The 13,316-nt window shown below is 45.9% G+C and carries 14 protein-coding genes; 6 read left to right on the top strand and 8 right to left on the bottom strand.

Going from position 1 to position 13,316, the window contains the following annotated elements:
* The first annotated feature begins 180 nt into the window (after positions 1-180).
* The 3 genes from QUA33_RS04765 to QUA33_RS04755 all read left to right on the top strand — a co-directional run bounded on the left by QUA33_RS04765 (position 181) and on the right by QUA33_RS04755 (position 1,412).
* Positions 181-492: a DUF433 domain-containing protein gene (locus QUA33_RS04765; RefSeq protein WP_333060152.1), complete on the top strand. Its 312-nt coding sequence runs from the start codon at positions 181-183 to the stop codon at positions 490-492.
* Positions 493-840: a DUF5615 family PIN-like protein gene (locus QUA33_RS04760; RefSeq protein ID WP_333146906.1), complete on the top strand. Its 348-nt coding sequence runs from the start codon at positions 493-495 to the stop codon at positions 838-840.
* 74 nt (positions 841-914) lie between these two features.
* Complete coding sequence (locus QUA33_RS04755) at positions 915-1,412, top strand: hypothetical protein (protein ID WP_333146904.1); 498 nt, start codon at positions 915-917, stop codon at positions 1,410-1,412.
* A gap of 142 nt (positions 1,413-1,554) precedes the next feature.
* Here the strand turns inward: QUA33_RS04755 and crtB are convergent, their stop codons facing one another.
* Positions 1,555-2,484: a 15-cis-phytoene synthase CrtB gene (crtB, locus tag QUA33_RS04750; RefSeq protein ID WP_333146902.1), complete on the bottom strand. Its 930-nt coding sequence runs from the start codon at positions 2,482-2,484 to the stop codon at positions 1,555-1,557.
* Between the two features lie 91 nt (positions 2,485-2,575).
* Positions 2,576-3,949, bottom strand: coding sequence for a 15-cis-phytoene desaturase (gene pds / locus QUA33_RS04745; protein ID WP_333146900.1), 1,374 nt, complete (start codon positions 3,947-3,949; stop codon positions 2,576-2,578).
* A gap of 140 nt (positions 3,950-4,089) precedes the next feature.
* Here pds and QUA33_RS04740 point away from each other — a divergent pair, with 140 nt between their 5' ends.
* Positions 4,090-4,719 carry a DUF6009 family protein gene (locus tag QUA33_RS04740; protein WP_333146898.1) on the top strand — a complete coding sequence of 210 codons (630 nt, stop codon included), beginning with the start codon at positions 4,090-4,092 and terminating at the stop codon, positions 4,717-4,719.
* A gap of 93 nt (positions 4,720-4,812) precedes the next feature.
* Positions 4,813-5,451: a restriction endonuclease subunit R gene (locus QUA33_RS04735; RefSeq protein WP_333146896.1), complete on the top strand. Its 639-nt coding sequence runs from the start codon at positions 4,813-4,815 to the stop codon at positions 5,449-5,451.
* Positions 5,452-5,530: 79 nt separating this feature from the next.
* Here QUA33_RS04735 and QUA33_RS04730 read toward each other — a convergent pair whose 3' ends face one another.
* The 6 genes from QUA33_RS04730 to QUA33_RS04705 form a co-directional block, all read right to left on the bottom strand.
* On the bottom strand, positions 5,531-6,793 hold the full coding sequence (locus QUA33_RS04730) for a hypothetical protein (protein ID WP_333146895.1): 1,263 nt from the start codon (positions 6,791-6,793) through the stop codon (positions 5,531-5,533).
* Between the two features lie 86 nt (positions 6,794-6,879).
* Positions 6,880-7,968 carry an SPFH domain-containing protein gene (locus tag QUA33_RS04725; RefSeq protein WP_333146893.1) on the bottom strand — a complete coding sequence of 363 codons (1,089 nt, stop codon included), beginning with the start codon at positions 7,966-7,968 and terminating at the stop codon, positions 6,880-6,882.
* A gap of 92 nt (positions 7,969-8,060) precedes the next feature.
* Positions 8,061-9,107, bottom strand: a complete 1,047-nt coding sequence (locus QUA33_RS04720) for a DUF6745 domain-containing protein (protein WP_333146891.1) — start codon at positions 9,105-9,107, stop codon at positions 8,061-8,063.
* A 124-nt stretch (positions 9,108-9,231) separates the two neighbouring features.
* Positions 9,232-9,462, bottom strand: a complete 231-nt coding sequence (locus tag QUA33_RS04715; RefSeq protein WP_333146889.1) for a hypothetical protein — start codon at positions 9,460-9,462, stop codon at positions 9,232-9,234.
* 53 nt (positions 9,463-9,515) lie between these two features.
* Entirely contained in the window at positions 9,516-10,766 is a 1,251-nt protein-coding gene (locus tag QUA33_RS04710) for an FAD-dependent oxidoreductase (protein ID WP_333146887.1), read from the bottom strand.
* Positions 10,767-10,858: 92 nt separating this feature from the next.
* Complete coding sequence (locus QUA33_RS04705; protein ID WP_333146885.1) at positions 10,859-11,029, bottom strand: hypothetical protein; 171 nt, start codon at positions 11,027-11,029, stop codon at positions 10,859-10,861.
* Between the two features lie 55 nt (positions 11,030-11,084).
* On the opposite strand from QUA33_RS04705, the gene dnaK reads away from it, so the two are divergent.
* Positions 11,085-13,193: a molecular chaperone DnaK gene (gene dnaK / locus QUA33_RS04700; protein WP_333146883.1), complete on the top strand. Its 2,109-nt coding sequence runs from the start codon at positions 11,085-11,087 to the stop codon at positions 13,191-13,193.
* Positions 13,194-13,316 lie beyond the last annotated feature (123 nt).

Below are 13,316 nucleotides of genomic sequence, written 5' to 3'. Positions count from 1 at the left end.
GTGGACTGTTGACTGTTTTTAGTCAATTTGTAGGCTGCGTGAGGGCGAAGAATCTTGGAATCCCAACGAAAATATTGACTCTCACGCACCGCAGGCGCGATCGGCTATAATCAAATAAGATTTTACAAGGTCTTTCGTTTTTAACTTAACTATTTAGAGATTTTAGTTTGGGATATCATTATGCTATCAATAATTTATCCTCATATCGAGAAAGTAGCGGGTCAACCCGCACGGTTGCAGCGGATACCCCGCGTGCGGGTTGTTCAGATTGTGATGGATTATTTAGCTTACGGTTGGTCAGTCGAAGAAATGTGCCGCCAGCATCCTTATTTGATGCCGTCGGAGGCTCATGCAGCAATGGCTTATTACTTCGACTTTCAATCTGAAATTGAGCAGGAGATTCGCGCGGAATGGGAGCAGGTACAACAGGAAAAATCTTTGCTTTTACCTTCACCATTTTTCGTGAGAATGCGAGCTAAGGGATTATTGTAAGTGGCAATTTTTCTGTACATGGACGTTCACATTCCCCAAGCAATTACGGAGCAGTTGCGCCGTCGTGGTGTAAATGTTTTGACTGCGATCGAAGATGGTGCGACAGAATTGCCGGATGATGAACTTTTGGAACGTGCCACTCAGCTAGGGAGAGTATTGTTTACTCAAGATATCCGTTTTAGGGCAATGGCTCAAGATTGGCAGCGTCAGGAAAGACAGTTTGCTGGTTTGATATTTGGACATCAGCTAGGCGGTACGATCGGACAATTTGTTAAGGATTTGGAACTCATTACTTTAGCCTCGGAATCTGATGAATGGATGAATGCTGTTGAGTATATTCCTTTTTAGGACGCTCACACTTCCGTGTGAGAAAAATAGTAAAAATTAGGTCAAACAAAAATTACCAATCACTAATTACCCTCATGTTATATTTAGCCCAAGTACAAAATCAGGAAATTTTAGGCGAGATAAGTCTGCAATTGCTGGCTTGCCAAAATTCTGATGATACTTGGGCTATTCTTAGTGAAGAAAGTTTATTGACATTACCGAAAGATTTTGATAAAAATCAAATTAACTCTGCAACTAATGTTTTAAGTGAAGGGATTTTAGTATTAGCAGATATTGGCGAAAATAGCCAGGTTTTGCATATTCAAGCAGCTACAAACTGGGTACTACAATTAGTAGAGAAATATTTAACAACAGGCTTTACTCCCGATTTTTTGCAGCAAGAAGCCCAGAAAGCAGAAGATTGGAGGCAATCTCTCACTTTGCAGAGTCAAGAATTGTCTCGCCGCTTGATTGAAGTTGAAGCCCGCCGAGAACAAATTCAAAATTTAGAAGCAAAACTCCAGCAGGAAAAGCAATTGTTGGAAAGTTCGATCGACCAATTGAAAATTTCACCCGCTACACCGCCACTTTGACTCCAATTAACACACCAAACGTAGGGACACGCCACTACCGCGTCCCCACAAACCTAATATGCAATTTGCTGGACATCATATAATTTGTAACTTGACAAATACCCCTTACCCGTTGCCGAATCGCCAGCAAAATTGCCCGCGGCTAAAGCACTTTTGACTTCAGCCAAGCGGCGGGGAGACACAGCAGTTTCTGAGAATTGCTAACGTAAGCCCGCTTCTGGAAAACATCGTACTGATTGCGTTCGATCGCATTTAAGATTCTGCTGTACAGCATAGTAGCAGCCCAAACAGTCCAGCGGATATCGGGACTGAGCACTTTAATTCCCGGTTCGGCGCTGGCGTATAATTTGCGAGCTCGCTGAATTTGAAACCGCATCAATTCGCGCCAGCGGTTGTCAATGACACCGTTGAATAAATCTTCTTCGGTGTAGTTAAACAAGGCTAAGTCTTCTAAGGGAATGTAAATGCGGCCGCGGCGGGCGTCTTCTCCGACATCGCGCAGAATATTAGTCAACTGCTTGGCAATACCCAGGGCTATCGCTTCTTCTTTGGGAATTCTATTCCCCCAGTGCCAATTCCAGTTAGCAGCGGAGTTCGATTCGCCTACACCCATGACAGACATCGACATCAGCCCTACAGTACCCGCTACTCGATAACAGTAAAGATTGAGCTCTTCAAAAGTTTCGTAGCGGCTGCGGTACAAGTCCATTTGCTGGCCCGCAATCATTTCTCGAAACGGCTGAATGTCGATCGGGAAACGAGACAGCGTATCCACCAACGCTACGTCGTAGTCGTCGTGAGGATGGCCGGCAAACACAGATTCTAGGCGTTTTTCCCACAGATTGAGGGTTTCAGGGGTCGTTGCATCAGAACCCGGCCCGTCTACGAGTTCGTCGGTGCGGCGGCACCAGACGTAAATCGCCCAAATCGCCCGACGCTTGGCTTCGGGCATGAGTTGAGTGCCTAAATAAAAATTTTTGGCATAACTCGCCGTGACTTGGCGGCACAGTTCGTAAGAGTCATCCACAGAGGCCAGAGTTCTCATGCACTGGAGTTTTGACAGTTGCAGCATCCGAGAATAAGAAATTTAAAGATTAGAACTGATTTTCCCCCGTTTAGAAAACGGGAGATTTTTTACGTCTTTATGAAAAATTCTTAATTTTTCATTGGTTATTGGCCGTTGAAATAGCCTGCGCTGTCAGCTTACCAGAAAGCACGGCACCTTCCATACTCGCAAGATAACGCTGCATTGTATAATCCCCCGTTAGATAGAAATTGCTAATGGGAGTTGTTTGTGTGGGACGGCACTGCTGGCGTCCGGGAGTGGCTTTGTAGACGGAACGTGGGGTTTTGACTACGTGATATTTGAGCAGTTTGGCGGGTTCTGGGATTTGATCGGGAAAGAGTTTTTCTAACTCGACCATTGTCGCTGCGACGATATCTTCGTCAGATTTCCCTATCCAGTCTTTGGCCGGTGCTAAAACCAGTTCCAGCATTGATTTGTCTGGGTTGGCATATTCGCGGCAGGTGTTGCTCATGTCGGCGTAGACGCTTAGCAAGGGCGATCGCGAGAACAGCAAATGATCGATATCAGTTAATTTGCGATCGAACCACAAGTGTACATTAATGACGGGTACTCCCTCCAAGCCTTCGAGCTGTTTGAAATAATCCATTTCGCCCCAAGGTTTCGGCATCATCAGCTTCAGCGGGTCAACCGGCATCGCGGAAACGTAAATATCGGCCGTCAGAATTTCTGACTCTGCCCCTTTTACTCCCCGAATCTGGAACCCGCGCACCGTGTTGTCATCGTTGAGCAAAAACTCCCCGATGGGTGCATTCAGCCGTACTTCACCACCGCGCTCAGTTATGTAGTCTACCATCGGCTGACACAACCTCTCTGTGGGGGAACCGTCTAAAAAGGCCATTTTCGAGCCGTTTTTCTCTTGCAAGAAGCGGTTGAGGGCTGTCAGCAGTATGGTTGCCGATATTTCGTGGGGGTCAATGAAATTGAGCGCCTTGGACATGGCGATGAATACTTCTTTTTCGACTCTGGGGGGGACGTTTTGCTTTTTCAGCCAGTCGGAAAACGAGTATTTGTCCATTGCTTCGACATAGTTTTGACCCTGAAGCATCGCCGGAATCAAACCTATACCGAAGCGGATTTTTTCGGGCCAGGTGAGCATATCGTTGTTGCTCAAGATGGCTGCGACGCCGTTGAAGGGGGCAGGAAGGTCGGGAAAGTCAAAGCGGGAATAGGTTCCGGGGGTTTCCGGCTGATTGAAAATCATGCTGTGCTGTTTCCATTGCAGCCGGTCTTCGATGTCAAGTTCTTTGAAGAGTTGGAGCATATTCGGGTATGCACCGAAGAAGATGTGGAGGCCGGTTTCATACCAGTCGCCATCTGCATCTTTCCAGGCGGCGACTTTGCCGCCGAGTACGTCTCGACTTTCTAGGACTATGGGGGTGTGGCCCGCGTCGGTGAGATATTTAGCGCAGGAAAGTCCTGCTAAGCCTGCTCCGGCGATCGCAACTCGCATTTGATACTACTTGGCCTCTGTGTTCGCTTCGGTTTAATTATACTTTACAACTCGTTACATTTTTTGGGTTTTTGGGAAAGGGCAAAGGTGCAGGAGTGAAAAGTACGAAGGCTCTCGGTTATCTTTGAGATCTTTTTGCCATGCACTTGCCATATAACGCCATGCGTGTTAATCTGATTATCATCGACATAGAGGTAAGAATTATGGGCGATTTTGTCAGAGACGAGACTTTACTACACGAAGCTAAAATTGTCTGGCTTGAAGATATCAGTAAAATGCCTTGGGTCCGAGAGATAGAAGTAGGGTTTTTTAGCAAAAAAGGGATCTCTAAAAAACTGCTTTCAGAGCTTCAGAAAGGTCAAATCTTAGTGGGATACGCAGAATTAGAAGACAATGCTCCTCCTCTGTGTGTTGAAGGAAATCGCAAGTATTTTCACAGGCGGATTTTCACACTTCGTGAAAATGACTATGAACTTTACAGAGTAGATGACCCGGCCACGGCAAATCATCCTACTGAAGCAGTGGAACCATTAAGTGTAGAACCTAAACACAAGGGGCTATCTCCGAGTAAGAAATCTCAAATAGCTGTGAGAGTTCCCCGTACTCTTTTTAGCAAGCTCAAAAGATATGTTCAGCAAACGGGCATATCTCAAACTGATGTCATAGTTAGCGCTCTAGCTAAGCATCTAGATTCTGTAGAAGATTTACCAATGATTCAAAGGATACTAGAACTTGAAAAAAGAGTTGCTGCATTGGAAATTAAGATATAGTAGAGGCCTAAATTAGGTAAATAATCGATTTGTAAGGTGGCACTCGCCACCTTAATGCACAATTTATATAGACTCCAAACTTAGTGTAAAACTATGGTACAAACAATTCAAGCTCGAAATGTCACGATGTACGATTTGAGAACAAAATTTGAAATTGAGTTAGTGGAAGATGACCAATTCTTTCGCGAGTGGCAAGATAATTTGCCAGAAATCTCGGAAGCTGAGAAACAGCGACTAGACAGAGTTAAAGCAAGTTACAGGAATTTGCTAGAATATCCCCCACTTCTAGAAAATACAGTCAAAATGGTGGTGCTGTCTCCGCTTTTGGATTTAGCTGATTTTTATCTTTCTCCTTTTCATGTTACTTCAGAAAAATCTGTAGAAATTGTTGAGGAAGACGAGGGAGTGATTGTGAGGGGACAGTTGGATGTTGTGGCTTTGTTTAAGGAGTTTTGGGTAATAGTTATCGAGTCCAAGCAAGCGGCGTTTTCTTTGGAGGTAGGGATTCCGCAGTTACTGGCTTATATGTTAGCTAATCTGAGTGCCGATCGACCTACTTACGGATTGTTAATGAATGGGGCAGATTTTCTATTTGTCAAATTAGTTAAGCGGGAAACAGCACAGTACGCTTTTTCTCGGAAGTTTTACCTTTTCAATCCGGGGAATGATTTGTACAGTGTGCTGAGTATTTTGAAGCGCCTCGGTCAGTTGAATGTTGGCAATCTAGTTTAGAAAGCGATCACACTCTTCTGTGAGGGCGATCGCTCAGAGATGCGGTTGTACTTCGTTTCAATAAAAAATGAAGAATGAACTAATTAGCAGAGGGAACAGGCGCTGTTGGTAATTTTTGGCTCGGTACAGGTGCGGTAGAGGGAACAGGCGCTGGCGGTAATTTTTGGCTCGGTACAGGTAAGGAAGTTGGTTGAGGTTGCGGTTGAGGGAGACCGGGAACACGGATATATTTCCAATTACCAGTAAACAATAGGTACATAACACCCGCAAGCACGACACCGCTAACAACAGCAGCAGTAATCTTCCAAACACTGTAGGGACGTTCGCCTTGAACTTCAGCGGTGCGAGCATTAACCATTACTTGATATCGCTGGTTTTGATAGCGATAGGCACATAGCCACACAGGTAGCAAAATATGTTTAAAAGTGATAGCATTGTAATCAGTAGAAATGCTGTGAACCCGCTGCTCGTCGCCACCAATATTCCTACAAACATCCGAGTGAATAGTACCGGCCATGACATTTTTAGCAGATTCAAATCCTTGATCGAGAGAAACTTGCGATCGCTGCGCTTCAAACCCAGCTAAATAAGATGAATTGTAAGCGCGCAGCGACTCCTTGAGATGCCAAGGTTCTAACGCATCCAGACGGGGGCGATCGACTGAAGTTGTAGCCGGAATCAGAATATCGTCAAAAGAGCGATCGACTCTGCCAGAAGCAGGCCACCACCTGGTATGTTGCACTTGGCGAGTTTTAGTTTCTGTTTCGCCCTGCGAGTTTGTTTCCGTATAAGTTTCAGTTACGTAGTAGTGTTCTCCGCGATCGCCCCTATAGTAACTAACCGTATAAGTGTCGTAAGTCCAAAACGGCAAATAAACCCCTTGAATTTTCTCCTGTTGGGCTAGGGATTTCAAAGCAGAGGGGGCAAACCAGCGATTGCTTAGCCACTTCTGAATGCTTTCTCTGGCCTGTTTATCACTAACTTCAAAGGGTACAATTCCCTCTGGGTGCACGCTAGGGCTAGCCTTTGCAGGCTGCGTCACAATTGGAGAAGCACAAAATGGGCATTTACCCGCTACTTTCGGCGGTTCAAAAGAAACACTTGCTCCGCAATCATTGCATTTTACTTCAAGGGCTGTTGTTGATAAAGTTGTCAGCGTCGTGCGATCGAGTTGGAGATATTGTTCGTAAGAATTTTCCTTTACCTCTTCAGCAGTTTGGGCAATTGCATCTTCCCAGCCGCAGTAAGCACACTTGAGCTTTCCTGCTTGGGGGTTGAACTCTAAATAAGCCCCGCAGCTAGGACAGGGAAAACGTTTAACAGCAGGTTCAGAAGTATTCATAATGGTTAAGTGGTGATGTAATTGCTAATCGGTAATCGGGAAACCATACCAATTACCAATTACCAATTAACTAAATATGCAAAATTTTAGGCTGCTGCTGGCGGGGGAGGTGGCGGTACTGTCGCCAACAAAGATGCTAATTCTGGCACTTGCGATGCTAACTTCCAGCCGTCAAATCCCGCACGCCACACCATTACCTGATGTGTCAAACCATTTTGCAGAAGTTGATCCAATCCAAAAGGGCCTGATTGTTGACCGTTTTGGGCAATATACCACTGAGTTTGTGTTGGCGGGGGAGGTGGCGGCGGAGTTTGCGATGCTGGCGGCTGCATCATATTTGTCATTTGCTGACCTAGGGCTATTCCCATGCCAAATTCTAATGCTTGATTGCCGCCGCTAGGGTTATTTGCTGATGCTTCTATGGCGTTAGCAGCTTGATATTGGGTATATTGCTGCATATTTCCCAGAAGTCCGATTGAGGCTCGTTTGTCGAGTGCTTCTTCAACTTCAGGCGGCATCGAGATATTTTCTATTAATAGCTGAGTTAACTCTAACCCAAACTGCTGGATACTTGGCTCTATGGCAACTCGCACCTGTTCGCCCATGTGGGTGTAGTTGGCTGCAAAGTCCAGCAGGGGAACGCGGGAATTGCCAACCCAATTGGCAAAGGCACTGACTATTGTATTGCGGAGTTGATCGGTGATTTCATCTACTTGAAATAGTCCGTCAGTGCTGATTAGTTGTTTTAAGAGTTGTTCTGGATGAGAAACTTTAATGTTGTATGTGCCAAAAGCCCGCATTCGCACTGGACCGAGTTCTGGATCGCGGATAATTACAGGGTTAGAGGTTCCCCATCTCAGGTTGGTAAATATTTTGGTGTTAAAAAAGTAGACTTCTGCTTTAAAGGGAGAGTTGAAACCGTAGGGCCAACCTTTTAAGGTGCTCAGAAGGGGTAAGTTGCGGGTGTACAGTTCGTACATTCCCGGATCGAAGACATCGGCAACTTGGCCTTCGCTGACAAAGACTGCTATTTGTCCTGGCCGTACAGTTAGTTTAGCACCTTGTTTAATTTCGTTTTGGTGACGCTCGAATCGATAGGCAATGGTGTCGCTGGTATTGTCCAACCATTCGATGATATCGACAAATTCGCCGCGAATCTTATCAAAGAGTCCCATAGATTTATTTGGGGTTGTTGTTTGATTTTAGCTTCAATAGGATCGATCGCAGTTCCAGATCGCCATTGTAAAGTTTTACTGTTTGTTGCAATTCAAGTTTGTACTGAAAAATCCTCATAATCGACTCCCCAATTCACCCATTTAATCGCTTCTCTGGCTGAGTTGATATCGGGCGGGACTCGCAAAGCGTGAATAAATCCGGTGCTGGGACAAGTCATCTTTAACAGATAAATCGGCTCCACGTCAACCTTTGTATCAATTTTTAATAACGTGTATTCTTGCCAAGTATCTAATTCAACGGCTGCTAATTCGCGGGCTATGCGATCGTAACCAATTCCTTGAATTAGCACTCGCCTGATTTCCGCGTTTTCTTCCTCTAAAACCCATTGAGATTGCCATTCATGGGGGTGCAGTTTTCCGTATTTTTCCGGTAAGGTGACGCCGTGATAGGAATAGATGCTGTATCCGTCAGAAAATTGAATTGCGGGCCCTCCTTCGGCGTGGAGGCGGTGTTGGGAGTCGAAAGAGAAGATGCGGGGGCGATCGCACACAATACAAACTTTTTCATAGGGAAATATCCAGCCGCATTGAGTTGTAAAAAATAGCAGTGCTTGCCAGTTAATACCATTAGGATTGCACTTTAATACGGAAACAAAGAAGTCACAAAATGCACAAACTTCTGCCCATAATATAGGATCGATATAGCTATAAGCATCTACAGCTAAAGAGTCTTGGTTTTGATACAATTTTTCGTCTAACATATCTCGAAAAAAATCATCAATATGAGTCCAAAATTCTAGGTTAATCTGGCAATATACCTCTTCGGAAATCTGTGCGTTGAAGTTGGACCAAGCACGATCGTACACTTCCTCATTAAATCTGTCAACAAGGTTGACTCCGAATTCTTCGTATAGCTGATTAATCGCTCGCTCGTAGCCAAGAACAAGATTAGCACCTTCATAGGGGCTGCTGCAAAAAATAATTTCCGGTTCTTTTTCATCAATTCCAAGGTAAGCTTGTTTAACTGCTTTTGCTGCTTTTTCGCGATCGATAGGTGCAGTAGAATATATAAGTTTCCTCCACTTTTCATCATAAACTAGGATTAAGTTTTCTTGTTCGGGAGTAAGTTTTTCAATCATCGCTTTCCTCTAAAATCGATTCTGCCAAAGAAACCGGTTTTTTTACCGAATCTGTGGGTGCGAAAAATTTTAATAAAAAAAACTGGTTTCTGAAACCCGTGCGTAATTCCTACTTGTAATAACCTCAATCTTCATCCCACTTATCTTTAACTGCTTCCCATTTAGGCCAACCGGCACGATCGCGATTTCCACCAGCAGCTTTTAACTCATTTAATGCTTTTTTGGCAATTTGTAAATCTTCTAAAGTCTCTAACCATTCGATGATTGCTTGCCAAGTTTCGAGATCTAAGACAGCAACTTGTTTGCCTTTTATCTTGAGAAACTCAACTGACTGCAATACTTCTAATCCGGTCATTCAGGCTACCTCTATGTTGATGATAGGTATAACTTAAGTATAGGTGTCTCTCATTAATTTCGCAGCCGAACCCTAGTTAATCCAAAACCAATTAATCGCGCTGGAATATTTCGCAAAATTGGTAACTGCAAAAAAGGTGGCGGTGTAAACGGTCGATCGCTATTTAATGCCCCTTTAATAATTTGCTCCTGTACAAACGACTGAAATGCTTGAATGATGCGTGTGGGTAACTCCCGCTGTCGCTGCACCTCTGCCAAATCCCACAGATGCACGCGATCGTTTTTCAGGGAGGCGCTGAGTACATTAGCCGCGACGACAGCATCTTGAATAGCATAGTTAATTCCCACACCGCCTACGGGCGACATGACGTGAGCGGCATCCCCAATTAAGAGCAAACCCGGACGATACCAGCGGGGAAGGCGACTGGATTCAACGGACAGAAAAGAAATTTGCGACCAATCTTTCAGTTGCTCGACTCTATCTGCAAATTCTGGTGCTAATTCAGCAACAGATTTTTGCAAAGCTTCTATTCCTGATTCGCGCAATTTCTGATAGCTGCCTTTCAGAATAATGTAACCGAGTTGCCAATAATCCAAGCGGTCGATCGTGACTAATAAATGACCTCCAACAGCTCGACCTCCCACGCCGGAATCTTTGACATCATCGGCACTGCGCGGCAAACGAAACCACAGGACATCCATCGGCGGGGAAGTTTTAATCGGTTCAAAACCTGCTAATTGGCGAAGGCGGGAAAAGCGACCGTCTGCACCGACTGTGAGGGTCGATCGCACTTCATGCCATCCCCCGCGTCCCCGGTAGCGAATGCCGCACACAACCCCATTTTCTACAATCGTTTCTTGGACATTAGCTCCCATTACTAACTGAAAGCTGGGGTAGCGCTGTGCTTCGGCAATGATGAATTCGAGAAACTTGACTTGGGGAAGGATAGTGATGTAAGGATACTTGGTTTTGAGACCGGACAAATCTACGAGCGTGGCGGTATTTCCAGCAGCTTGGATGGTGAGTTGGCGCATTTTTGTATGGGGCAATTCCAGCAATTTTTCTGCTAAACCCAATTGCTCCATAATTTCCATTACTGACGGATGCAGCGTATCGCCGCGAAATTCTCGATCGAAATCTTTGTGTACTTCTAGCAGCATGACTGGAATGTTTTGCCGCGCTAAAAGTAATGCTAAAACAGCACCTGCAGGCCCACCTCCCACAATGCAGCAGCTTGTATGCTGCACGTCAACGAGCGAGTGTTCTTGAGAGGATTCTGAATTCTGAACAGAGTTGACAGTCATATTTGTATGTTCCTGTTTGCTCAACAATCCTGCTAGCTGCTTTTAGTTTAGCAAAACGCATTAGTTAATCTATTCTGAAATTTTTTTGGCTGTCAAAAGATGAACATACACTGCTTTCCCAAGTTGACACTCCTACTCCTCGCAGGATCTGGCATCCACCAGCGGAGCGATCGCAACCCAGCCAATCCCAGCAACCTGAACCGCAGGTGAGGCAATCCCCCTGCAGCCCCCGCTTCTCGACGCGGTACAATAAATGCAATCATACTTAACGCTTATATTGAAAAGGCTACACACAACGCCACAGGAGACAACTGACGCATGGGTAAAGTAGTTGGCATTGACCTCGGAACAACAAACTCAGTAGTAGCCGTCATGGAAGGCGGCAAACCGGTTGTGATTGCCAATGCAGAAGGGATGCGGACAACTCCCTCGGTAGTCGCTTTCACAAAGGAAGGAGAACGCCTTGTGGGACAGATGGCCAGACGCCAGACTGTTCTCAACCCGCAAAACACCTTTTACGCCGTCAAGCGGTACATCGGACGCAAATATACCGAACTGACTCCAGAATCAAAGCGCGTCCCTTACACAACTCGCCGGGACGAAAACGGGAACATTAAAATCAAGTGTCCCCGCCTGAAAAAAGATTTTGCCCCAGAGGAAATTTCGGCGATGGTTTTGCGGAAACTGGCCGATGAAGCCAGCCGCTATCTCGGACAAGAGGTAACGGGGGCTGTAATTACTGTTCCCGCTTATTTCAACGACTCCCAGCGACAGGCGACGCGGGATGCGGGACGAATTGCGGGACTTGAGGTCAAACGGATTTTAAATGAGCCGACAGCGGCTTCTTTGGCTTACGGTTTGGAGAGGCGAGAAAGTCAAACTATTTTAGTGTTTGATTTGGGCGGCGGTACTTTTGATGTGTCGATTTTAGACGTGGGAGACGGAGTATTTGAAGTTAAAGCAACTAGCGGCGACACTCAATTAGGTGGCAATGATTTTGACTCCAAAATAGTTGACTGGTTGGCAGATCAATTCTTAGAAAAAGAAGGAATAGATTTGCGACGGAATCGGCAAGCTTTGCAGCGCTTGATCGAAGCGGCAGAAAAAGCCAAGATTGAACTGTCGGGAGTCGGTGTCACCGAGATTAATTTGCCGTTTATCGATGCGAACGAAGATGGGCCTTTGCATCTGGAAACGCGGCTGACTCGCGGTCAATTTGAGGGGCTGTGCACAGATTTGGTGCAGCGGCTGCGGCGACCAGTCAAACAAGCTTTGGCGGATGCAAATTTGAGTCCTTCTCGCATTGATGAAGTTGTGCTAGTCGGCGGTTCGACTCGCATTCCTTTGGTGCAGGAAGTGGTTCGCAGTTTGATAGATCGAGAACCGAATCAAAATGTGAATCCCGATGAAGTTGTGGCGGTGGGTGCGGCAATTCAGGCGGGTATTTTGGGTGGGGATGTCCGCGATGTGCTGCTGTTGGATGTGACGCCGCTGTCGCTGGGTTTGGAAACGATCGGCGGGGTGATGAAAAAACTGATTCCTCGGAATACTACTATTCCCGTCAGGCGATCGGACATTTTTTCGACTGCTGAAAACAACCAAACTGTGGTAGAAATTCACGTGATCCAAGGGGAACGGGAATTAGGCAGAGATAATAAGTCTTTGGGACGGTTTAAACTAACTGGAATTCCGCCGGCACCGCGAGGGATTCCGCAGGTGCAAGTAGCTTTTGATATTGACGCTAACGGGATGCTGTTGGTGACTGCTTTGGACAAAACTACCGGCAGGGAACAAAGCATTACTGTGCAAGGTGCTTCGACGCTGACTCAGCAGGAAGTGAATCAAATGATTCGCGATGCGGAACAATTTGCTCAAGCCGATAAGTTGCAGCGGGAAAAGGTGGAAAAACGCAATCGCGCTGAAGCTTTAGCTTATCAAGCCGAGCGGCAGTTGCGGGAAGTTGCGCTCGATCGCGGAATGCAGTTTGCTCAAAGAACCCGCCAGCGAATTGAAACTTTAATTCGCGAATTGCGAGACAGTTTGGAACGCAATGATGAGCGGGGAGTTGACCAAGTTGGTTCGGATTTGCAGGATGCTCTTTACGATTTGAGCCGGGAAGTTTCCGCGTTTGCGATGGATGACGATGATGACGATTTCTTTGAGTCTGTGAAGCGGACTTTTACGGGCGACAGTACCAAGCGGCGCAGCGATGACAGCAGCTATTATACCAATCCTAAGCCGTACAGGCGATCGACTGTCGATCCAATTCCCGATCGACCCTACGATCGACCCTACGATCGACCCTACGATCGTATGGGCGATCGTATGGGCGATCGTATGGGCGATCGTAGAAGCAGTGCTAATCGCCCCACTCGCCCTTATCAAAATCAAAGCGACGATTGGGATGATGACGACGATTGGCTGTAATTGAAGGAAGAAGGAAGAAGGAAGAGGGAAGAAGGAAGAAGGAAAATAACGGATTTTCAGCAGAGAATTTGTGACCGATCTTTTCCTAATTCTTCTCAGATCCTTTCTTTCTTCTCTCCTACA

The sequence above is a fragment of the Microcoleus sp. Pol14D4 genome (assembly GCF_036701245.1).
Lineage (GTDB): Bacteria > Cyanobacteriota > Cyanobacteriia > Cyanobacteriales > Microcoleaceae > Microcoleus.
Note: the sequence above shows the minus strand (reverse complement) of the source record. Positions and strands in the feature narration are given on the sequence as shown.